Raw genomic sequence first — 20,983 nt, 5'->3', positions numbered from 1 at the left:
CGCGGGAGCGGTCGAATCACCACTTCATTTCGCCCTTGGCGACCTTGGCGCTCAGCTCCAGGGAGCTGTCTTCGCCCAGGTCCGGGTAACGCTTTTTCATCGCCGCGATCAGTTCGGCGGAATCCTTGGCCTTGGCGGTTTCTTCATCGAAGGCCTTGATGTAGTCGGCGGTGAAATGCACGGGAGCCAGGGAGCGGGCGCTTTCACCGAGATAATGGCCCGGCACCACGGTCTGGGGTTTCAGCGCGGCGATGGTGTCCAGGGTGGTCAGCCAGTCCTTGTGGGATTGCGCGGTCTGGGTGTCGGCCATCCACACATGGATGTTTTCCGCCACCACCACGCCACCGACGACCGCCTTGATCGACGGGATCCAGACGAAGGTGCGGTCCGGTTGTTTGCCGTCCAGGCCGATGATGTCCAGCTTCTGCCCTTCCAGAGTCAGGCTGTGGCCCTTGAGCACGCCCGGCACAATGGTCTTGGCCGGCACGTCGGCGCCCATTTTCGGGCCCCAGAACGCGAGCTTGCCGTCGACCGTGGCCTTGATGTGCTCGACGGTCGGCTGCGACGCCACGACCTTGGCCTTGGGGAAGGCCTGGGTGATGGTGTCGAGGCCGAAGTAGTAGTCCGGGTCACCGTGGCTGATGTAGATGGTGGTCAGTTGCTTGCCGCTGGCGCGAATCTTTTCCACCAGTTGCTCGGCCTGGGATTTGCCGAACTGCGCGTCCACCAGAATCGCTTCCTTCTTGCCGCTGACCAGCACCGAGGTCACCGGGAAGATCGCCGCAGTCCCCGGGTTGTACACATCCAGCTTCAGGGCCGGCTCGACGGCGGCGGCATGGGCGGCGAAACCCAGGGTGGCGGTCGCCAGCAGCAGGCGCTTGAGTGAGGTGAATCCGATCATGTGCAGCTCCGATGGTCTGTCGGCCGTAAGTGGCCATGGGTAGGTGGCGATGGAGATGAAGCTTAGTTGCCGCACTCGTTACAAAAAATGCGATGCTTGGACATAGTTTGTTTCTGAAAGCGGGCAAATCATGGATCGTCTTCAAGCAATGCGCGTCTTCGTCACCGTAGTCGATCTTGGCAGCCAGTCGGCCGCCGCCGACCATCTGGACCTCTCGCGGCCGGTGGTTTCGCGTTATCTGGCGGAGCTGGAGGACTGGGTCGGCGCCCGGCTGATGCACCGCACCACCCGCAAGCTGAGCCTGACCGCGGCGGGCACCGAGATCCTGCCGCGCTGCCAGCAGATGCTCGAGTTGTCGATGGACATGCAGGCCGCCGTCAGCGAACCGGACGATGTGCCCCGCGGCTTGCTGCGCATCAGCGCCAGCACCTCGTTCGGCCAGGCCCAGCTGGCGGATGCCATGGCCGCCTACGTCGAGCGCTACCCCGGCGTCAGCATCGACCTGCAGATGCTCGACCGCGCGGTGAACCTGGTGGACGAACGCATCGACCTGGCGATCCGCGCCAGCAACGACCTGGACCCGAACCTGATCGCCCGGCGGCTGACGGTATGCCGCTCGGTGATCTGCGCCTCCACGGCCTATCTGCGCGAGCACCCGACGCCACAGCGGGTCGAGGAGCTCAGCCAGCACAACTGCCTGACCCACTCCTATTTCGGCAAGAGCCTGTGGCATTTCGAACAGGACGGCGAACAGGTTTCGGTACCGGTGCAGGGCAATATCAGCGCCAACGACGCCAGCACCCTGTTGCGCGCGACCATGGCCGGGGCCGGCGTGGCCATGCTGCCCACCTACCAGGCCTGGGTGTATATCCACAGCGGCGAACTGGTGCGCCTGCTGCCCCAGGCAGAGCCCCGGCAAATGCCCATGTACGCGGTCTATGCCTCGCGCAAACACATGCCGGTGGCCCTGCGCAGCATGCTGGATTTCCTGGTGCTGCGTTTCCCCGAGGAGCCGGAGTGGGACAAGGGCCTGTAAAACCCGATAAGACCGCTGAATACCCCGTCAACACGCTGCCCGCAACCTGGCCGGCGACCATGGCTGATCCCTATGGCTGATCTATGCTGATAACAGTACCCCCACACGCGCAGGGGTATTCGTTCAGAGGTGTTTGCCATGAACATCAAAACAAGAAGATACCTGGCCATTTTCGTCACCTGCACCGCGACCCTGGCGCTGTACGGAACAGCGGCCTATCGCGTCGAGCAGGCCCGGCAACAGCCCCGTGTCTATGCCAGTTGCAACGTCGACCAGTGCATCCCGCACACCGCGACCCTCAACTCCCTGAAATGATGCAGACGCGCGGCGTCACTGTTCGTGATCGCTCTTCAAGCGGTCGCGGAAAGCCTTGGGCGAGATCCCGACGCGGCGGCGGAACAGCCGGGTGAAGTTGGTGGGATCGGAAAACCCCAGGGTGTCGGAAATCTCATAGATGGTCATGCTGGTGTAGGTCAGCAGGCGCTTGGCCTCCAGCAGCTGGCGCTCATGCATGATCTGCAGGGCCGGCTGGCCCGCCAGTTCACGACAGGTGCCATTGAGATGGGAAACGGAAATCCCCAGCTTGTGCGCCAGGTCCTCGACCTTCACATGTTCGCGATAGTGGTTTTCCACCAGCTGGATATAGCCATTGAAATACTCCCGTGCCCGCTGCGGCCGCTGGCTGGCGCTGCGGCGCCGGATCGCCTGGCGGCTGACCCACACCATGATCACGCTGACCAGCGAATGCATGAGCATTTCCCGCGCTGGCTCACGCCCTTGGTACTCACTCTGCAACGCGGCAAACAGGCTGTTCAGGTAGTCGCCGTCGGCGCCCGCCGGGTAGCTCTCGGCCACGGCCAGGGCATTCACCGAGTGCCCCAACTGGGCTTGCAGATGGGCCATCAAGGGCGCCGCCAGGGTCACCACATAACCGTCGATGTCTTCGGAAAAACGAAAGCCGTGCACCGACAGGGCCGGCAGGATCTGTAGCGCCGACTCCCCCAGCAACGTGCGCTGGCCTTCGATCTCAAGCTCGGCCTGCCCGCGATGCACGAACAGCAACTGACAGAGATCGGCATGCCGATGCGGTTTGATTTCCCAATGGTGCTCGCGGCTGCGCTTGGAAATGGTTTCGCAGTGCAGCAGGTCCGGTGTCGGCCAATCCAGGCTTTCCCCATAGAGTTTGAACACCGGAATTGAAGGCAAGGCAGGCTTATTCATAACTGCAATCCAGGCCTCTGGGTGACGGGCGATAATCGCACCGATTGGTGAAATGAACAGGTATCGGCTCAGTTTTCACCTTCAACTGACAGCATCACAAGTGAAAAATGCAGGCACTCGAAACATAAAAATCACTCAGCGAACCTGTTCGCGTGAAGCTTGCGAGTCATAAAAACAATGAAAACCCTGAAAACTCAAGTCGCCATCATTGGCGCCGGCCCCTCCGGATTGCTGCTCGGCCAGCTGCTGCACAAGGCCGGCATCGATACCCTGATCCTCGAACGACAAACCCCGGATTACGTACTCGGGCGCATCCGCGCCGGGGTACTGGAACAAGGCATGGTCGACCTGCTGCGCCAGGCCGGGGTCAGCCAGCGCATGGACGCCGAAGGCCTGGTGCACGGCGGCTTCGAGCTGGCCCTTGACGGCCGCCGGGTGGCCATCGACCTGCATGCCCTCACTGGCGGCAAGAGCGTCACGATCTACGGCCAGACCGAAGTCACCCGCGACCTGATGCAAGCCCGCCAGGCCGTCGGCGCCCGGACCCTGTACCAGGCCGACAACGTGCGCCCCCACGACATGCAGAGCGACCAGCCCTACCTGACCTTCGATTACCAGGGCGAGCCCCATCGTCTGGACTGCGACTACATCGCCGGTTGCGACGGTTTTCACGGGGTCGCCCGACAGTCGATCCCGGCCGACAAGCTCAAGGTTTTCGAGCGCGTCTATCCGTTCGGCTGGCTCGGCATTCTCGCCGATACCCCGCCGGTCCACGACGAACTGGTCTACGCCCGCCACGAACGCGGTTTCGCCCTGTGCAGCATGCGGTCGACCACCCGCACCCGTTACTACCTGCAAGTACCGGCGGAGGAAAATGTCGCCGACTGGTCCGATCAACGCTTCTGGGACGAGCTCAAGAAGCGCCTGCCCGAGGAGCTGGCCGAGCGCCTGGTGACCGGGCCGTCGATCGAGAAAAGCATCGCGCCGCTGCGCAGCTTCGTGGTCGAGCCGATGCAATACGGACGGATGTTCCTGGTCGGCGACGCCGCGCACATCGTGCCGCCCACCGGGGCCAAGGGCCTGAACCTGGCCGCCAGCGATGTCAGCACACTGTTCAACATTCTGCTCAAGGTCTACCGCGAGCAGCGCACCGACCTGCTGCAAAAGTATTCGCAAATCTGCCTGCGGCGGATCTGGAAGGCCGAGCGTTTCTCCTGGTGGATGACCGCGATGCTGCACCGTTTCCCCGACTCCGACGACTTCAGCCAGCGCATCGCCGAGTCGGAGCTGGCGTACTTCGTCGACTCCGAGGCCGGACGCAAAACCATTGCGGAAAATTACGTCGGCCTTCCTTATGAGGCTATCGAGTAGGGGCCTATCGAGTACACTGGCGAGCATTCCCGCTCGCCTTGCCCCTTGCGGGTCAATCACTGCCCGCAGGTTCTTTCGTGACCCATCCCAACCCGCCTGGCCAACCCCAATTGGCTCTTCGCAGCGTACTGATCGCCCTGATGCTGGCGATCTTCCTCGGCGCCCTGGACCAGACCATAGTCGCGGTCTCCATGCCCGCCATCTCCGCGCAGTTCAAGGACGTCAGCCTGCTGGCCTGGGTGATTTCCGGCTACATGGTGGCCATGACCGTGGCGGTGCCGATCTACGGCAAGCTCGGCGACCTCTATGGCCGACGCAAGCTGATGCTGTTCGGCATGGGCCTGTTCACCCTGGCCTCGCTGTTCTGCGGCATGGCGCAGAACATGGAACAACTGGTGCTGGCGCGGATCTTCCAGGGCATCGGCGCCGGCGGAATGATTTCGGTCAGCCAGGCGATCATCGGCGACATAGTCCCGCCCCGCGAACGCGGGCGTTACCAGGGCTACTTCAGCAGCATGTACGCGGCGGCCAGCGTCGCCGGCCCGGTGCTCGGCGGCTACATGACCGAATACCTGTCCTGGCGCTGGGTGTTCCTGATCAACCTGCCCCTGGGCCTGGGCGCCTGGCTGGTGGCCAGGCGCAACCTGCGGGGGCTGCCGATCCCGCAGCGCAAACCGATCATCGACTACCTCGGCACGCTGTTGATGATCATCGGCCTGACCGCCCTGCTGCTGGCGATCACCCATTTCGGCCAGGGTCACGCCTGGCGCAGCCAAGAGGTGCTGGGCCTGCTGGCCTGTGCCGTCGTCGCCCTGGCCCTGTTCGCCTGGCATGAACGGCGCACGGAAGAACCGCTGCTGCCCATGCACCTGTTTGCCAACCGCAACGCCATGCTGTGCTGGTGCACGGTGTTCTTCACCAGCTTCCAGGCCATCTCGCTGACGGTGCTGATGCCGTTGCGCTTTCAGAGCGTCACCGGCGCCGGTGCCGACAGCGCTGCGCTGCACCTGTTGCCGCTGGCCATCGGCCTGCCGATAGGCGCCTACTTCGCCGGGCGCATGACCTCGGTGACCGGTCGCTACAAACCGATGATCCTCAGTGGCGCCCTGTTGATGCCGCTGACCGTTCTCGGCATGGCCTTCAGCCCACCCCAGGCGGTGCTGCTGAGCAGCGTGTTCATGTTGTTCAGCGGGATTGCCTCCGGCATGCAATTCCCGACCTCGCTGGTGGGCAGCCAGAACTCGGTGGAGCAACGGGACATCGGGGTCGCCACCAGCACCACCAACCTGTTCCGCTCCCTGGGCGGCGCGATGGGCGTGGCCTTGATGTCGGCGCTGCTGCTGGCGCTGTTGCAGGATTCCAGCTTCGCCCAGTTGAGCGGTTCGGCGCTGATCGGCGAAGGCCACTCGGGCAATGTGCTGCTCGACGGCCTGAATGCCGCGCCGGGTCCGGAACAGGGAGCCTTGCGGGCTGAGCTGCTGCTGACCTTCAAACACTTGCTGATGGTCAGCGCGGCGGTGTCGTTGCTGGGGCTGGCGGCGGCGCTGGCCATGCCCAATGCGCTGCTGCGCGGGCGCGAAGACAAGGTCAAATAACGGCATCGCCAGCCAGCTCTACCATAGGCGAGCTGGCTGGCGACCGGCCCTCACGGGCTGTAGTACCCCACCGCCACCAGGAAATGCCCGACCTTGCGCAGGTAGGCGTGCTTGTCTTCCACCTTGGCCGTCACCGGGTTCTTCCAGCGGTACTCATACTCGCCCTGATCCTGGGTGGCCATCAGCGCCAGGATCGGCTCGCCCACAGGTTTGCCGTCCGGGTCCTTGACCTTGTTGAAGTCGGTATTGATCAGCCGCAGATTGGTGCCGTGGGCCACGTAGCGCTGGTTGTCCAGATCGACCACGAACACATACAGGTCGTCCTGCAGGAAACCGCCCTTGAGCGAGTTGATCGCCGTCAGCGTGCCCTTCTCATCCTTCACCAGCTCGCTCGCTGCCTTGTCCAGCAAGGCCCTGGCCTGCTCGGCGGAAGCCCGCGGCAGGTAATAGCCGACCGCCAGGATCCGCTCGCCGACCCGCTGGTAATACACATGCTTGCGCTCGACCTTGCCGTCGGCCCAGTTTTGCCAGCGGTATTCTGCTTGCTGGATGCCATTGCCCTCGGGAATCTTCAGCGCGTCCTTGAAGGCCTTTTGCAGATCCGGACCGAGCACCTCGGAAACATCGCGGCCGATCAGCGCCGACGACGGCCCGCCACTGGCCAGCATCACCCCCTTGGTGTCGACCACAAACACATAACGGTCCTTGTCGACGAACTCGCCCTGCCGGCTGAACGCGGCGAAGGCCTTGTCACCCTGGTCGTGGTAATAGGCCAGGGCCTTTTCCAGCAGGGCCTTGGCCGCCGTGGCATCGTCCGCCGCCTGGACCTGGCTGGTGCAGAACACCAGCAGCCACCCCAGCACCGTGGCTCTCAGCAATCCCCTCATTGCGCGTCCCTCGTTCTTGTTGGTGTTTCAAGAGCGTAGACGGCTGCGGGATATGGTCGAGTATTCAGCGAAGCAGGGAGGCGCGAGGCAAGACCGCGACCTTCCCACGCCTGGCGCGGGAAGGTGGTCAAGGTCAGGGGCGGGTATTGAGCTGCTGCTGCAGATTCTGGATCTGGCTCTGCAGGGTATTGATGTTGCGGGTGACCTGGCCGCGGAAGGCGTCGAACTCGGCGGTGTTGGTGCCACCCTGGGCAGCGGCGGGACGATTGTCCTGCTGGCTCTTGAGCACAATGATGTCCTGCTCCAGGCGTTCGATGGCGGCGCTCGGGTTGCCCTGTCTTTTCAAGGCGGCGATCTCGGCGTTCAGGCTCTTGAACTGGGCATCGACCTTGCTGGTGTCGACCGGCGCGCTCTTCAGGGCCGCCAGTTCGCTGCTCAAGGTTTTCACCTGCGCCTGCAACTGGGTATTGGCCGCCTGCTGCTCGGTGGCTTGCGCGGTCATCTGCGCCAGGCGCTTGTCCAGGTCCGTGGCCTGCCCGGCCACGCCTTGCTGCTGCTTGCCCTGGTCCTGCAGGCGGCTTTCCAACTGCTTGATCTGCAGCTTCAAGGCTTCGCTGTCGCTGTTGACGCTGGACTGGCTGGCAACCACCTTGCCGGAAATATCCTGCAGGCGTCCCGCCGCTTCTTCGCTGATGCGGGCGAAACTTTCCTGGGTGGCGACCAGTTGCTGCTCCATCAGCGAGATCTGCTGGAAGCTCCACCAGGCCAGGCCGATAAAGGCGAAGAACAAGGCACCGACCAGCGCCCAGAGCGGCCCGGCACTCGGCGCCTTGACCTTGGTTACCGGCACGCTGCGCGAATGCACCGAAGTACGCGCGCGGCCCGCGGCGGTGGTCGGGAAATCATCGTCGAGGGTATCGGCACGCAGGCTTGGAACATCGTCGAAGTCGTCGTTGGCATCGTTACGCATGGGGCAACCTTTCTAAAACCGCGGTGATAGCTGAATGCGGCGAGTATAAACCGCTAACCCGCCGCCCTGATCGACCCTGAACCCCGAACTCGGTTCAGTGTTTATTTTCAGCGTATGTCCTGGGCCTTCCACCAGCCGCAGAATTCATCCAGGGCGGTCCACAGGCTGACCTTCGGTTCGTAATCCAGATAATGGCGGGCGCGGCTGATATCCAGGGTGAAGTTCTTGTTCATGACCTGCATGCCCAGGCGTGACAGGGTCGGCTCCGGACGGCCCGGCCAGAGCTTGCAGAAACCTTCATTGAGGGCCGCCACGCTGTAGGCCAGGCCAAAGGAGCGGTAGCGCGTGACCTGTGGCACGCCCATCTGGCGCATCACATAGTTCACCACGTCCCACAATGGCACGGGCGCGCCGTTACTGATGTTGTAGGCCTTGCCCAGGGCCGAGCCGCTGGCCAGCAGACTGCTGAGCAGCGCTTCGTTGAGGTTCTGCACACTGGTGAAGTCGACCTTGTTCAGGCCGTTGCCGATGATCGCCAGGCGGCCCTTGCGCTGCATCTTCAACAGGCGCGGGAAAATGCTCATGTCGCCGGCGCCGGTGACAAAACGCGGGCGCAGCGCCAGCACCTCCAGGCCGAACTCCTGGGCGCCGAACACCTTCTGCTCCGCCAGGTATTTGGTGGCGGCATAAGGGTGCTTGAAGCGCTTGGGTACCTGTTCTTCGGTCAGGCCCAGATGGTCGCGACCGTCGAAATAGATCGACGGCGACGACAGGTGCACCAGGCGCCGGACATGGCGCTTGAGGCAAGCCTCGACCACGTTTTCGGTGACCAGCACGTTGCCCTGATGGAAATCCTGATAACGCCCCCAGAGCCCCACCGCCCCCGCGCAATGCACCACCGCATCGACATCGCGGCACAGGTCGCGCACCAGATCGGCATCGTTCAAGTCACCCTGGACGAACTCGGCCCCGCGCCGCACCAGATGCTCCACACCTTCGGCCCGACGCCCGTTGACCCGTACATCCAGGCCCTGCTCAAGGGCAAAACGCGCGAAGCGTCCACCAATGAAGCCGCTTGCGCCGGTGACCAGAATTTTCATGACTTGCTCCGATTGCTTTCGTGTTTCATGCCTGTCGCACTATGTATTGCTTAACGCTATTGCCTGATGCCTTGACGCCTGGTGTCACGCCAACGGCACCAGCCATTGCGCCGAAGAACGTGCCAGGTGCTCGGTGAGCAGGCCCAGCAGTTGGCCACCATTGCGCCAATGATGCCAGTACAACGGCACATCGATCGGCTTATCTGGCAAAAGCTCCACCAACACACCCCGCGCCAACTGGTCGCGCACCTGCAGTTCGGGCACCAGCCCCCAGCCCAGGCCGGCTTCGGTCAGGCGGATGAAGCCCTCGGACGAGGGACACAGATGATGCTCGAACCCGCCATCGACCCCCAGCGCCGCCAGGTAGCGGTGCTGCAGGAAATCGTCCGGGCCGAACACCAGGGCCGGCGTCCGGGCCAGGCGCTCGGCTTGCACACCCTGCGGAAAATGCCGCGCCAGGAACGCCGGGCTGGCCAGGGCGCGGTAGCGCATGGCCCCCAGCAGCACACTGCGGGCACCGGCCACCGGCCGCTCGCTGGCGCAGACACAGGCCGCCACTTCCCCGGCTCGCATGCGCTTGAGGCCGACGGTCTGGTCTTCGACGATCAGGTCCAGAAGCAAGTGCTGCTCGGCACAGAAGTCGCCCACCGCCTCAGCCCACCAGGTGGCCAGGCTGTCGGCGTTGAGGGCGATGCGCAGACGCTCCGGCAAGCCTTCCTCGTCCAGGGCCGGCACCTGGCTCTGCAGGTCGCGTTCGAGCAGGCGTACCTGCTGCACATGGTTGAGCAGGCGCCGGCCGATTTCCGTCGGCGCCGGCGGCGTGACCCGCACCAGCACCGGCTGGCCGATCCGCGCCTCGAGCAGCTTGATGCGCTGGGAAATGGCCGACTGCGACAACCCCAGCACCTGCGCGGCACGCTCGAATCCGGCCTGTTCGATCACCGCGGCCAGGGCGGACAGCAATTTATAGTCGAACATCAGTTTTCCTAATGAGCGATCAGTAATATTGGTTTTTCTTATACAGCCTGCAACCGGAGAATAGCCAGCATGCTTTCTCGTTCAAGGACCTTTTTCATGGCTGGCGAAACCTCCCTCGATACCCTGCTGCGCAGCATGAGCCCGCAGCTCAACCCCGGTGACTACGTGTTCTGCTCCATCGCCGATCGCGCGCTGCTCGAGGGCACCGACGTACTGGGCAGCTTTCGCGAGCAGGAAGGGCTCACGGTGATCCTCGAGCGCCAGCAAGCCGAACGCCTGGGGTTGGGTTTCGACTACGTCGCGGCCTGGATCACCCTGAACGTGCATTCGGCCCTGGAAGCCGTCGGCCTGACCGCCGCGTTCGCCAGCGCCCTGGGCAAGGCCGGGATCAGCTGCAACGTGATCGCCGGCTACTACCACGATCATCTGTTTGTCGGTAAGGCCGATGCCGAGCGCGCCATGCACGTGCTGCGGCAACTGGCGGCGGGCGAGGAGTAAACGACATGTGGCAGAGCTACGTTAACGGGCTGCTGGTAGCGGCCGGGCTGATCATGGCGATCGGCAGCCAGAATGCTTTTGTCCTGGCCCAGAGCCTGCGCCGTGAACACCACCTGCCGGTGGCCGTGCTGTGCGTGACTTGCGATGCGTTGCTGGTGGCGGCCGGGGTATTCGGCCTGGCCACGGTGCTGGCGCAGAGCCCGACGCTGCTGGCGGTTGCCCGCTGGGGCGGCGCCGCGTTCCTGATCTGGTACGGCAGCCAGGCCCTGCGTCGCGCCTGCTCCAAACAGAGCCTGCAGCAGGGCGAGAACCAGACCGTCCGCTCGCTGCGCGCGGTGCTGCTCAGCGCGTTGGCGGTGACCCTGCTCAACCCCCATGTGTACCTGGACACGGTGCTGCTGATCGGCTCGCTGGGCGCGCAACAGACCGAACCCGGCGCCTATGTGGTCGGCGCGGCCAGCGCTTCGCTGCTGTGGTTTTTCACCCTCGCCCTCGGCGCCGCGTGGCTGGCTCCATGGCTGGCACGGCCGAGCACCTGGCGCATTCTCGACCTGCTGGTGGCAGTGATGATGTTCAGTGTCGCGATTCAACTCCTCAGCGCCGCATGATTTATTCCAAAAGGCTCTGGAACCTCTATCCCACACAGTTGTTGCGTGGTTATGCCGCACCCCCGGTGCTATGATCCGAACCCTGCGCCGCAAAGAGTACAAACTCCCCGGCGCTTGTCTGGCCGCCCGTGATCGGCCTTGCGCCCACCGCAACTGACCTGATTAGGAGAATCACCATGGCTTTCGAATTGCCGCCGCTGCCTTACGCACACGATGCCCTGCAGCCGCACATTTCCAAGGAAACTCTGGAATACCACCACGACAAGCACCACAACACCTATGTCGTGAACCTGAACAACCTGGTGCCAGGCACCGAGTTCGAAGGCAAAACCCTGGAAGAGATCGTCAAGTCTTCCTCGGGCGGTATCTTCAACAACGCCGCTCAGGTCTGGAACCACACTTTCTACTGGAACTGCCTGGCGCCAAACGCTGGCGGTCAACCAACCGGCGCACTGGCCGAGGCCATCAACGCAGCATTCGGTTCGTTCGACAAGTTCAAGGAAGAATTCACCAAGACTTCCGTCGGCACCTTCGGTTCCGGTTGGGGCTGGCTGGTGAAAAAGGCTGACGGCTCCCTGGCCCTGGCCAGCACCATCGGCGCCGGCAACCCGCTGACCAGCGGCGACACCCCGCTGCTGACCTGCGACGTCTGGGAACACGCTTACTACATCGACTACCGCAACCTGCGTCCCAAGTACGTCGAAGCGTTCTGGAACCTGGTCAACTGGAAATTCGTGGCCGAGCAGTTCGAAGGCAAGACCTTCGTCGCCTAAGCCCGTTTGCAGTCAAAAAAACCCGGCATTGCCGGGTTTTTTCGTTTTACCGGCAAGCGGCCGGCTTGCCGCGCCAGCCCGGCGCGCTAACATCCGCTCAGGTAAAAAATCGCCGCCGTCCCTCAAGTTGCAAGGCTTGGCTACCGACATATAACCGATAAGCGCGGATAGGCTGGCTCCCGGCATTCCAGCCAAGCCTACAGGTGAAATATCCTGGGCCTGATTGTCCCTTTGACTGCCATCACGGGATTGCCAATACTCATGGCAACTTGACGCTACACGCACGGAACAAGGAATAACCCTTTGAAGCTGGAACTCAAAAACAGCTTGTCGGTGAAGTTGCTCCGGGTTGTGCTGCTGTCGGCACTGATAGTGGGCGTAGTTCTGAGCTGCGCACAAATCGTCTTCGATGCTTACAAGACTCGGCAGGCGGTCGCTAATGATGCCCAGCGCATTCTCGACATGTTTCGCGACCCCTCGACCCAGGCCGTTTACAGCCTGGACCGCGAAATGGGCATGCAAGTCATCGAAGGCCTGTTCCAGGACGATGCCGTGCGCATGGCCTCCATTGGCCATCCCAACGAAACCATGCTCGCGGAAAAAACCCGTGAGTTGCAGACATCTCCCAGCCGCTGGCTGACCGACCTGATCCTCGGCAAGGAGCGCACCTTCACCACCCAGCTGGTGGGTCGTGGCCCCTACAGCGAATACTACGGCGACCTGAGCATTACCCTCGACACGGCCACCTACGGCCAGGGCTTCATCGTCAGCTCGGTGATCATTTTCATTTCCGGCGTATTGCGCGCCCTGGCCATGGGCCTGGTGCTGTATCTGGTTTACCACTGGCTGCTGACCAAGCCGCTGTCGCGGATCATCGAGCACCTGACCACCATCAACCCGGACCGCCCCAGCGAGCATCAGATTCCCTTGCTCAAGGGCCACGAGCGAAACGAGCTGGGGATCTGGATCAATACCGCCAACCAGTTGCTGGCGTCGATCGAGCGCAACACGCACCTGCGCCATGAAGCGGAAAACAGCCTGCTGCGCATGGCCCAGTACGACTTCCTCACCGGCCTGCCCAACCGCCAGCAGTTGCAGCAGCAACTGGACAAGATCCTGATCGATGCCGGCCGCCTGCAACGCCGGGTCGCGGTGCTCTGTGTCGGCCTCGACGACTTCAAGGGCATCAACGAACAGTTCAGCTACCAGACCGGCGACCAGTTGCTGCTGGCCCTGGCCGATCGCCTGCGGGCCCACAGCGGTCGCCTGGGCGCCCTCGCCCGCCTCGGCGGCGACCAGTTCGCCCTGGTCCAGGCCGATATCGAACAACCCTACGAAGCCGCCGAACTGGCGCAGAGCATTCTCGACGACCTGGAAGCGCCGTTCGCCCTCGACCACCAGGAAATCCGCCTGCGCGCCACCATCGGCATCACCCTGTTCCCGGAAGACGGCGACAGCACCGAAAAGCTGCTGCAGAAAGCCGAACAGACCATGACCCTGGCCAAGAGCCGGTCGCGCAACCGTTATCAGTTCTACATCGCCAGTGTCGACAGCGAGATGCGCCGGCGCCGCGAACTGGAGAAGGACCTGCGCGAAGCCCTGACCCGCCAGCAGTTCCACCTGGTCTACCAGCCGCAGATCAGCTACCGCGATCATCGGGTGGTCGGGGTCGAGGCGCTGCTGCGCTGGCAGCATCCGGAACACGGCTTCGTCCCGCCGGACCTGTTCATCCCCCTGGCCGAGCAGAACGGCACCATCATCGCCATCGGCGAATGGGTGCTGGACCAGGCCTGCCGCCAGTTGCGCGAATGGCATGACCTGGGCTTCAGCGACCTGCGCATGGCGGTCAACCTGTCCACCGTGCAACTGCACCACGCCGAACTGCCACGGGTGGTCAACAACCTGCTGCAGATCTACCGCCTGCCGCCGCGCAGCCTGGAGCTGGAAGTCACCGAAACCGGCCTGATGGAAGACATCAGCACCGCCGCCCAGCACCTGCTGAGCCTGCGCCGCTCGGGTGCGCTGATCGCCATCGACGACTTCGGCACCGGCTACTCGTCCCTGAGCTACCTCAAGAGCCTGCCGCTGGACAAGATCAAGATCGACAAGAGCTTCGTCCAGGACCTGCTGGATGACGACGACGATGCGACCATCGTGCGGGCGATCATCCAGCTGGGCAAAAGCCTGGGCATGCAGGTGATCGCCGAGGGCGTGGAAACCGCCGAGCAGGAGGCCTACATCATCTCCGAAGGCTGCCACGAAGGTCAGGGTTATCACTACAGCAAACCCCTGCCGGCACGGGAGCTGAGCGCCTACCTGAAACAGGCCCAGCGCAGTAACGCGGCCATCCTCTGAAAGCACGATTGCGCGCCTAAGCCTGATCCAGCGCAATCGCTTCCTGAATAGGAAATATTTACAACCACAACCCTTTACACATAATGCAAATCTTTCGCATTATGTCGCAGTTTTGCGCGCCCCTCGCGCCAGTCCACCCCTCTCTCGAAGCAGGATGTTCGCCATGATTCGTATGCCTCTGGCTACCGCCAGTCTGTTGGCCATCGCTATTTCCCTCGCCGGTTGCGGCGAAGGCAAAGACAAGGCTGCCGCGCCGCAAGCCGCTGCTCCAGCCGCCAGCACCGCAGCCCCGGCCACCGCTCCTGCGGCCGGCAAGGTCGATGAAGCGGCGGCCAAGGCGGTTGTCGCGCATTACGCCGACATGGTCTTCGCCGTATACAGCGATGCCGAATCCACCGCGAAGACCCTGCAGACCGCAATCGACGCCTTCCTCGCCAAACCCAACGCCGACACCCTGAAAGCCGCCAAGGCTGCCTGGGTCGCCGCTCGCGTGCCTTACCTGCAGAGCGAAGTGTTCCGCTTCGGCAACACCATCGTCGACGACTGGGAAGGTCAGGTGAACTCCTGGCCGCTGGACGAAGGCCTGATCGACTACGTCGACAAGTCCTACGAGCACGCACTGGGTAACCCGGGCGCCACCGCCAACATCATCGCCAACACCGAAGTCCAGGTCGGCGAAGACAAGGTCGACGTGAAAGACATCACCCCGGAAAAACTCGCCAGCCTCAACGAGCTGGGCGGTTCCGAGGCCAACGTCGCCACCGGCTACCACGCCATCGAATTCCTGCTCTGGGGCCAGGACCTGAACGGCACCGGCCCTGGCGCCGGCAACCGCCCGGCTTCCGACTACCTGGAAGGCGCCGGCGCCACCGGTGGCCACAACGACCGTCGCCGTGCCTACCTGAAAGCCGTGACCCAATTGCTGGTCAACGACCTGGAGGAAATGGTCGGCAACTGGAAACCGAACGTGGCCGACAACTACCGCGCCACCCTGGAAGCCGAACCGGCTGAAAGCGGCCTGCGCAAAATGCTGTTCGGCATGGGCAGCCTGTCCCTGGGCGAACTGGCGGGCGAGCGCATGAAGGTGTCCCTGGAAGCCAACTCCCCTGAAGACGAGCAGGACTGCTTCAGCGACAACACCCACAACTCGCACTTCTACGATGCCAAGGGCATTCGCAACGTGTACCTGGGCGAGTACACCCGCGTCGACGGTACCAAGCTGACCGGCGCCAGCCTGTCGTCGCTGGTAGCGAAAATCGACCCGGCCGCCGATACCACGCTGAAAGCCGACCTGGCCGCCACCGAAGCCAAGATCCAGGTCATGGTCGATCACGCCAACAAGGGTGAGCACTACGACCAGCTGATCGCCGCCGGCAACGACGCGGGCAACCAGATCGTGCGTGACGCCATCGCCGCGCTGGTCAAGCAGACCGGTTCGATCGAACAGGCTGCGGGCAAGCTGGGCATCAGCGACCTGAACCCGGACAACGCCGATCACGAGTTCTGATCAGCGTTGCGGGAATGAAAAGGCGACCTTCGGGTCGCCTTTTTTGTGCCTGGCCTGTAGCCGCTGCCGCAGGCTGCGATAAGGCCGCAGGCCTTCAGCGATCTTGAAACCCTGCGCCCCCTTCGGTGGCGAGCGCAGCCTTCGGCAGCGGCTACAAGCGGGTGCTCCGCGCTTGCCTCAGGTCAAGCGGAACGATAATTCCTCTTATTCAAACTCCCCTGCCCTGTTAGACTTTGCGCCCTTGTTTTGCTCGTCCTGCAGGATATCCGATGCCCCGATCGCTGCTTCGCTGGTCTGCGCTGTTCATGGCCTTGAGCCTGAGCGCCTGCGATGACGCCCCGCGTTTTACCCAGGCCGAGCCGGGCGAAGCGCGTTCCGGCGGTGAAGCGACCGTGCGCAAGAGCGACCAGAACGCCTTTTCCATGCCGTCGGCCAACCTGTCGCCGACCCGGCGCCTGGACTTCAGCGTCGGCAACAGTTTCTTTCGCAGCCCCTGGGTGATCGCCCCCTCGACCACCACCGCCCGCGATGGCCTGGGCCCGCTGTTCAATACCAACGGCTGCCAGAACTGCCATATCAAGGACGGCCGCGGCCACCCGCCGACGCCCGACTCGGACAACGCGGTGTCGATGCTGGTGCGCCTGTCGATCCCCAATGAGCCGGCCTACGCCAAGGTCATCGAGCAGCTGGGCATAGTGCCCGAGCCGGTGTACGGCGGGCAGTTCCAGGACATGGCGGTGCCTGGCGTCGCCCCGGAAGGCAAGGTGCGGGTCGAGTACGAACCGCTGACCGTGCGTTTCAAGGACGGCAGCGAAGTCGAACTGCGCAAGCCGAAGCTGCAGATCACCCAGCTCGGCTATGGCCCGATGCATCCCGACACCCGTTTCTCGGCGCGCGTGGCCCCACCGATGATCGGCCTGGGCCTGCTCGAAGCCATCCCCGAGGCGGCGATCCTGGCCAATGCCCAAGCGCAGGCCAAGGCTGGCAACGGCATCGCCGGCCGGCCGAACCGGGTCTGGGACGACGCCCAGCAAAAGACCGTACTCGGGCGTTTTGGCTGGAAAGCCGGACAACCCAACCTCAATCAACAAAATGTTCACGCGTTCTCTGGTGATATGGGCCTGACCACCAGCCTGAGACCCTTCGATGACTGCACCGACGCCCAGACCGCCTGCAAGCAAGCCCCCAATGGCAACGGGCCGGATGGCGAACCGGAAGTCAGCGACAACATCCTGCGCCTGGTGCTGTTCTACAGCCGCAACCTCGGGGTGCCGGCGCGCCGCGATGTTGGCTCGCCACAAGTCCTGGCCGGCAAGAACCTGTTCTACCAGGCCGGCTGCCAGTCCTGTCATACCCCCCAATTCACCACCGCCGTCGATGCCGCGGAACCCGAGCTGGCCAATCAAGTGATCCGCCCCTACAGCGACCTGCTGCTGCACGACATGGGCGAAGGCCTGGCCGACAATCGCAGCGAATTCCAGGCCGGCGGCCGCGACTGGCGCACGCCGCCGCTGTGGGGGATCGGCCTGACGCAAACGGTCAGTGGCCACACCCAGTTCCTGCATGACGGCCGCGCCCGCAACCTGCTCGAAGCCGTGCTCTGGCATGGCGGCGAAGCCCGGGCGGCGCAGCAACAGGTTTTATCCTTCAATGCCGAGCAGCGCGCTGCGTTGCTGGCATTCCTGAATTCTCTTTAACGCCTTCCTACAAGAACCGGGAGCCCGAACATGTTCCGTCCCAAGCTGTTGTTCACCAGCCTTGCCGCGCTCGCCCTGGGCGCCTGCTCGCCGCAGGACCCACAAGCCGTGACCTCGGCGGCCATCGCCAAGCAGGTGATCCTGCCGACCTACAGCCGTTGGGTCGAAGCCGACCGCCAGCTGGCGATCAGCGCCCTGGCCTTCTGTGAGGGCAAGCAAAGCCTGGACACCGCCCGTGCCGACTTCCTGCACGCGCAGAAAGCCTGGGCCGAACTGCAACCCTTGCTGATCGGCCCGCTGGCCGAGGGCAACCGCTCCTGGCAGGTGCAGTTCTGGCCGGACAAGAAGAACCTGGTCGGCCGTCAGGTCGAACAGCTGGTCACCGCCACGCCACAGATCGACGCCGCCGCCCTGGCCAAATCCAGTGTTGTGGTACAGGGCCTCTCGGCCTACGAGTACATCCTGTTCGACGCCAAGATCGACATGGCCGACAGCGCGCAGAAAGCCCGCTACTGCCCACTGCTGAGCGCCATTGGCGAGCGCCAGAAACAGCTCGCCGAAGAGATCCTGTCGCGCTGGAACACCAGCGACGGCATGCTCGCGCAGCTGAGCAAGTTCCCCAACCAGCGTTACGCCGACTCCCATGAGGCCATCGCCGATCTGCTGCGGGTCCAGGTCACCGCGCTGGACACCCTGAAGAAGAAGCTCGGCACGCCGATGGGCCGTCAGAGCAAGGGCATTCCGCAGCCGTTCCAGGCCGACGCCTGGCGCAGCCAGTCGTCCATGCAGAGCCTGGAAGCCAGCCTCGCCGCGGCCCAGACCGTCTGGGCCGGGGTCGACAACAAGGGCCTGCGCGGCCTGTTGCCGGCCGAGCAGAAGCCGCTGGCCGACAAGATCGACGCCGCCTACGCCGCCTCGCTGAAGCTGTTCGCCAGCACCCAGCGCTCGCTGACCGAGCTGCTGGCCGACGACGCCGGCCGCCAGCAACTGAACGATATCTACGACAGCCTCAACGTCGTCCACCGCCTGCACGAAGGCGAACTGGCCAAGGCGCTGGGCATCCAACTGGGCTTCAACGCCAACGACGGTGACTGATCATGCTGCGACGTCAGGCTCTGGCACTCGGCAGCCTGCTGCTGAGCGCCGTCACACTGGGTGGCTGGACGCTGTTCAAGCACAAGGACCAGGGCCCGCTGCTGCTCTCGGCGCGGGATGACGGCGACGGCAAGCACTACGCCGTCGGCTATCGCCTGGATGGCCAGCCAGTGTTCGCCACCCAGGTCGGTCAACGCTGCCATGACATCGTCAACCACCCGACGCTGCCGATCGCCCTGTTCGTCGCCCGCCGCCCGGGCACCGAAAGCTACCTGATCGACCTGCGTGACGGCGCCTTGCTGCAAACCCTGGCCTCGCAACCCAACCGGCATTTCTATGGCCACGCGGTGATCCACAAGAGCGGCGACTGGCTGTACGCCACCGAGAACGACACAAGCGATCCGGGTCGCGGCCTGCTCGGGGTGTACCGGTTCGAGGGCGAACGCCTGGTGCACAGCGGCGAGATCCCGACCCACGGCATCGGCCCGCACCAGGTGTCGTGGATGCCGGACGGCGAAACCCTGGTGGTGGCCAACGGCGGGATTCGCACCGAAGCGGAAAGCCGCGTCGAGATGAACCTCAACGCCATGGAACCGAGCCTGGTGCTGATGCAGCGCGACGGCAGCCTGCTGAGCAAGGAAACCCTGGCCCAGCAGATGAACAGCGTGCGCCACATGGGCATCGCCGGCGACGGCACCATAGTCACCGGCCAGCAGTTCATGGGCGATACCCATGAGTCCTCGCAGTTGCTGGCGATCAAGCGCCCGGGGCAGCCGTTCCAGGCCTTCCCGGTGGCCGAGCACCAGTTGCAGGCGATGGGGCATTACACCGCCAGCGTCGCGGTGCACAGCGAACTGCGCCTGGTGGCCCTCACCGCTCCGCGCGGCAATCGCTTTTTCATCTGGGACCTGGACAGCGCCGAAGTGCGCCTGGACGCGCCCTTGCCGGACTGTGCCGGAGTCGGTGCGGTGGCCGATGGTTTTGTCGTGACCTCGGGCCAGGGGCGTTGCCGCTTCTACGACTGCCGCCAGAAACAACTGGTGGCAAAGCCCCTGGATTTGCCGGCAGGGCTCTGGGACAACCATTTGCACCTGGTCTAGTTTTCACCGCCACGCAGGATTGGAAAACAGGACTCCGGATGACCGGATTGTCATCTGGAAGCCCCCGGAAAGTCGGAGTAATGTCTCCGGCAATCAGCTTGGTTTTCCCAGCTTCGTTTTCCAAGGAACCGGAATATGCTGCGTCGCCGCATGTTTATCATGTTGGGTGTCGTCCTGCTGATCGTGCTGTTGCTGGCAGGCTACAAGGCCTTCTCCATCTATCAGCAGGTCAAGCTCTTCTCGGTGCCCAAGCCGCCGATCAGCGTGGCCGTGGCCACGGCTCGCGAACAACCGTGGCAAACCCGCCTGCCCACGGTCGGCACCCTCAAGGCCCTGCAGGGGGTCAACCTCAGCCTGGAAGTGGCCGGTACCGTCAAGGAACTGCAATTCGAATCCGGGCAGAAGGTCACGGCCGGCCAGCCCTTGCTGCAACTCGACAGCGACGTGGAAAGCGCCCTGCTGGAAACCGCCAAGGCCGACCTGGGCCTGTCCCAGCTTGATTATGGCCGCGGCAGCCAGCTGGTGGGCAGCCAGGCGATTTCCCGCGGCGAATACGATCGATTGTCGGCGGTGCTGCAAAAGAACAAGGCCACGGTCAATCAGCTCAAGGCGGCGCTGGCGAAAAAACGCCTGATCGCACCCTTCAGCGGCACCATCGGCATTCGCCATGTGGACGTCGGCGACTACCTGGCCAGCGGCACGGTGATCGCCACCCTGCAGGACCTCAGCAGCCTGTACGTGGACTTCTTCGTCCCGGAACAGGCAGTGCCGAAAATCGCCCTGGGCCAGTCGGTCAGCGTGATGGTCGCCGCCTACCCGGCGGAACAGTTCACCGCCACCATCAGCGCCATCAACCCCAAGGTCGAAGACACCACGCGCAACGTGCAGGTGCGCGCCACCCTGGCCAACCCCGACGGCAAGCTGCTGCCGGGCATGTTCACCAACCTGCAGGTGCTGCTGCCCGATCCGCAGCCCCGGGTGGTGGTACCGGAAAGCGCCATCACCTACACCCTGTACGGTAACTCGCTGTACGTGGTGGCCGAGAAAAAGGCCGCCGATGGCAGCCCCGAGAAAGACGACAAGGGCCAGCCGGTGCTGATCGCCGAGCGGCGTTTCATCGAAACCGGCGAACGGCGCAACGGCCTGGTGCTGATCAACAAGGGCGTGAGCAACGGCGAACAGGTGGTAAGCGGCGGGCAGATCAAGCTGGACCATGGCGCGCACATCGCCATCACCCCGGACAAGATGCTGCCCACCGAACAGAGCGGCCAGCCACGCACGAACTGATCAA

At 63.7% G+C, this 20,983-nt stretch carries 19 protein-coding genes; 13 read left to right on the top strand and 6 right to left on the bottom strand.

Going from position 1 to position 20,983, the window contains the following annotated elements:
• Positions 1–16 precede the first annotated feature (16 nt).
• Complete coding sequence (locus NRG23_RS26415; RefSeq protein WP_063432806.1) at positions 17–901, bottom strand: MBL fold metallo-hydrolase; 885 nt, start codon at positions 899–901, stop codon at positions 17–19.
• A gap of 130 nt (positions 902–1,031) precedes the next feature.
• Here NRG23_RS26415 and NRG23_RS26410 point away from each other — a divergent pair, with 130 nt between their 5' ends.
• Positions 1,032–1,937 (top strand): LysR family transcriptional regulator, encoded by a 906-nt coding sequence (locus NRG23_RS26410; RefSeq protein ID WP_257372866.1) that lies wholly within the window; start codon positions 1,032–1,034, stop codon positions 1,935–1,937.
• 138 nt (positions 1,938–2,075) lie between these two features.
• Complete coding sequence (locus NRG23_RS26405; protein ID WP_009045332.1) at positions 2,076–2,252, top strand: hypothetical protein; 177 nt, start codon at positions 2,076–2,078, stop codon at positions 2,250–2,252.
• Positions 2,253–2,267: 15 nt separating this feature from the next.
• Here NRG23_RS26405 and NRG23_RS26400 read toward each other — a convergent pair whose 3' ends face one another.
• Positions 2,268–3,158 carry a helix-turn-helix domain-containing protein gene (locus NRG23_RS26400; protein WP_257372864.1) on the bottom strand — a complete coding sequence of 297 codons (891 nt, stop codon included), beginning with the start codon at positions 3,156–3,158 and terminating at the stop codon, positions 2,268–2,270.
• A 186-nt stretch (positions 3,159–3,344) separates the two neighbouring features.
• Between NRG23_RS26400 and pobA the strand changes: the two genes are divergently transcribed.
• Both pobA and NRG23_RS26390 read left to right on the top strand, forming a co-directional pair.
• Positions 3,345–4,529, top strand: coding sequence for a 4-hydroxybenzoate 3-monooxygenase (gene pobA / locus NRG23_RS26395; RefSeq protein ID WP_173678567.1), 1,185 nt, complete (start codon positions 3,345–3,347; stop codon positions 4,527–4,529).
• Between the two features lie 77 nt (positions 4,530–4,606).
• On the top strand, positions 4,607–6,124 hold the full coding sequence (locus tag NRG23_RS26390; RefSeq protein ID WP_009050521.1) for an MDR family MFS transporter: 1,518 nt from the start codon (positions 4,607–4,609) through the stop codon (positions 6,122–6,124).
• Between the two features lie 50 nt (positions 6,125–6,174).
• On the opposite strand, the gene NRG23_RS26385 is transcribed toward NRG23_RS26390, so the two are convergent.
• From NRG23_RS26385 to NRG23_RS26370, 4 genes are all read right to left on the bottom strand, one after another.
• Positions 6,175–7,011, bottom strand: coding sequence for a cache domain-containing protein (locus NRG23_RS26385; RefSeq protein WP_257372862.1), 837 nt, complete (start codon positions 7,009–7,011; stop codon positions 6,175–6,177).
• 133 nt (positions 7,012–7,144) lie between these two features.
• Entirely contained in the window at positions 7,145–7,981 is an 837-nt protein-coding gene (locus NRG23_RS26380; protein WP_041984421.1) for a hypothetical protein, read from the bottom strand.
• A 107-nt stretch (positions 7,982–8,088) separates the two neighbouring features.
• Entirely contained in the window at positions 8,089–9,081 is a 993-nt protein-coding gene (locus tag NRG23_RS26375; RefSeq protein ID WP_257372861.1) for an NAD(P)-dependent oxidoreductase, read from the bottom strand.
• 84 nt (positions 9,082–9,165) lie between these two features.
• Entirely contained in the window at positions 9,166–10,059 is an 894-nt protein-coding gene (locus NRG23_RS26370; RefSeq protein ID WP_009045339.1) for a LysR family transcriptional regulator ArgP, read from the bottom strand.
• A 96-nt stretch (positions 10,060–10,155) separates the two neighbouring features.
• On the opposite strand from NRG23_RS26370, the gene NRG23_RS26365 reads away from it, so the two are divergent.
• The 9 genes from NRG23_RS26365 to NRG23_RS26325 all read left to right on the top strand — a co-directional run bounded on the left by NRG23_RS26365 (position 10,156) and on the right by NRG23_RS26325 (position 20,979).
• Positions 10,156–10,557: an ACT domain-containing protein gene (locus tag NRG23_RS26365; protein WP_009050524.1), complete on the top strand. Its 402-nt coding sequence runs from the start codon at positions 10,156–10,158 to the stop codon at positions 10,555–10,557.
• A 5-nt stretch (positions 10,558–10,562) separates the two neighbouring features.
• The gene (locus NRG23_RS26360; RefSeq protein ID WP_016703358.1) at positions 10,563–11,165 is read left to right on the top strand and encodes a LysE/ArgO family amino acid transporter; all 603 of its coding nucleotides are present in this window, start codon (positions 10,563–10,565) and stop codon (positions 11,163–11,165) included.
• Positions 11,166–11,341: 176 nt separating this feature from the next.
• On the top strand, positions 11,342–11,938 hold the full coding sequence (locus NRG23_RS26355; RefSeq protein WP_007929765.1) for a superoxide dismutase: 597 nt from the start codon (positions 11,342–11,344) through the stop codon (positions 11,936–11,938).
• A 303-nt stretch (positions 11,939–12,241) separates the two neighbouring features.
• Positions 12,242–14,293 carry a bifunctional diguanylate cyclase/phosphodiesterase gene (locus NRG23_RS26350; protein WP_009050526.1) on the top strand — a complete coding sequence of 684 codons (2,052 nt, stop codon included), beginning with the start codon at positions 12,242–12,244 and terminating at the stop codon, positions 14,291–14,293.
• Positions 14,294–14,456: 163 nt separating this feature from the next.
• Positions 14,457–15,800 carry an imelysin family protein gene (locus NRG23_RS26345; RefSeq protein ID WP_009050527.1) on the top strand — a complete coding sequence of 448 codons (1,344 nt, stop codon included), beginning with the start codon at positions 14,457–14,459 and terminating at the stop codon, positions 15,798–15,800.
• A 269-nt stretch (positions 15,801–16,069) separates the two neighbouring features.
• Positions 16,070–17,497, top strand: a complete 1,428-nt coding sequence (locus NRG23_RS26340) for a di-heme oxidoredictase family protein (RefSeq protein WP_257372856.1) — start codon at positions 16,070–16,072, stop codon at positions 17,495–17,497.
• Between the two features lie 30 nt (positions 17,498–17,527).
• Positions 17,528–18,592: an imelysin family protein gene (locus tag NRG23_RS26335; protein WP_028683269.1), complete on the top strand. Its 1,065-nt coding sequence runs from the start codon at positions 17,528–17,530 to the stop codon at positions 18,590–18,592.
• A 2-nt stretch (positions 18,593–18,594) separates the two neighbouring features.
• Positions 18,595–19,692 carry a DUF1513 domain-containing protein gene (locus NRG23_RS26330; RefSeq protein ID WP_124355356.1) on the top strand — a complete coding sequence of 366 codons (1,098 nt, stop codon included), beginning with the start codon at positions 18,595–18,597 and terminating at the stop codon, positions 19,690–19,692.
• A gap of 135 nt (positions 19,693–19,827) precedes the next feature.
• A complete protein-coding gene (locus NRG23_RS26325) occupies positions 19,828–20,979 on the top strand; it encodes an efflux RND transporter periplasmic adaptor subunit (protein ID WP_009050531.1) in 1,152 nt (383 codons plus the stop codon).
• Positions 20,980–20,983 lie beyond the last annotated feature (4 nt).

The organism is Pseudomonas sp. T8 (genome assembly GCF_024610635.1).
Lineage (GTDB): Bacteria > Pseudomonadota > Gammaproteobacteria > Pseudomonadales > Pseudomonadaceae > Aquipseudomonas > Aquipseudomonas chlororaphis_I.
This window is presented reverse-complemented; position numbering and strand designations above follow the sequence as displayed.

What these genes read in the sequence shown, in the direction of transcription:
- NRG23_RS26415 (WP_063432806.1), bottom strand. Translation starts at nt 901, where the DNA reads ATGATCGGATTCACCTCACTCAAGCGCCTGCTGCTGGCGACCGCCACC.
- NRG23_RS26410 (WP_257372866.1), top strand. Translation starts at nt 1,032, where the DNA reads ATGGATCGTCTTCAAGCAATGCGCGTCTTCGTCACCGTAGTCGATCTT.
- NRG23_RS26405 (WP_009045332.1), top strand. Translation starts at nt 2,076, where the DNA reads ATGAACATCAAAACAAGAAGATACCTGGCCATTTTCGTCACCTGCACC.
- NRG23_RS26400 (WP_257372864.1), bottom strand. Translation starts at nt 3,158, where the DNA reads ATGAATAAGCCTGCCTTGCCTTCAATTCCGGTGTTCAAACTCTATGGG.
- NRG23_RS26385 (WP_257372862.1), bottom strand. Translation starts at nt 7,011, where the DNA reads ATGAGGGGATTGCTGAGAGCCACGGTGCTGGGGTGGCTGCTGGTGTTC.
- NRG23_RS26380 (WP_041984421.1), bottom strand. Translation starts at nt 7,981, where the DNA reads ATGCGTAACGATGCCAACGACGACTTCGACGATGTTCCAAGCCTGCGT.
- NRG23_RS26375 (WP_257372861.1), bottom strand. Translation starts at nt 9,081, where the DNA reads ATGAAAATTCTGGTCACCGGCGCAAGCGGCTTCATTGGTGGACGCTTC.
- NRG23_RS26370 (WP_009045339.1), bottom strand. Translation starts at nt 10,059, where the DNA reads ATGTTCGACTATAAATTGCTGTCCGCCCTGGCCGCGGTGATCGAACAG.
- NRG23_RS26365 (WP_009050524.1), top strand. Translation starts at nt 10,156, where the DNA reads ATGGCTGGCGAAACCTCCCTCGATACCCTGCTGCGCAGCATGAGCCCG.
- NRG23_RS26360 (WP_016703358.1), top strand. Translation starts at nt 10,563, where the DNA reads ATGTGGCAGAGCTACGTTAACGGGCTGCTGGTAGCGGCCGGGCTGATC.
- NRG23_RS26355 (WP_007929765.1), top strand. Translation starts at nt 11,342, where the DNA reads ATGGCTTTCGAATTGCCGCCGCTGCCTTACGCACACGATGCCCTGCAG.
- NRG23_RS26345 (WP_009050527.1), top strand. Translation starts at nt 14,457, where the DNA reads ATGATTCGTATGCCTCTGGCTACCGCCAGTCTGTTGGCCATCGCTATT.
- NRG23_RS26340 (WP_257372856.1), top strand. Translation starts at nt 16,070, where the DNA reads ATGCCCCGATCGCTGCTTCGCTGGTCTGCGCTGTTCATGGCCTTGAGC.
- NRG23_RS26335 (WP_028683269.1), top strand. Translation starts at nt 17,528, where the DNA reads ATGTTCCGTCCCAAGCTGTTGTTCACCAGCCTTGCCGCGCTCGCCCTG.
- NRG23_RS26330 (WP_124355356.1), top strand. Translation starts at nt 18,595, where the DNA reads ATGCTGCGACGTCAGGCTCTGGCACTCGGCAGCCTGCTGCTGAGCGCC.
- NRG23_RS26325 (WP_009050531.1), top strand. Translation starts at nt 19,828, where the DNA reads ATGCTGCGTCGCCGCATGTTTATCATGTTGGGTGTCGTCCTGCTGATC.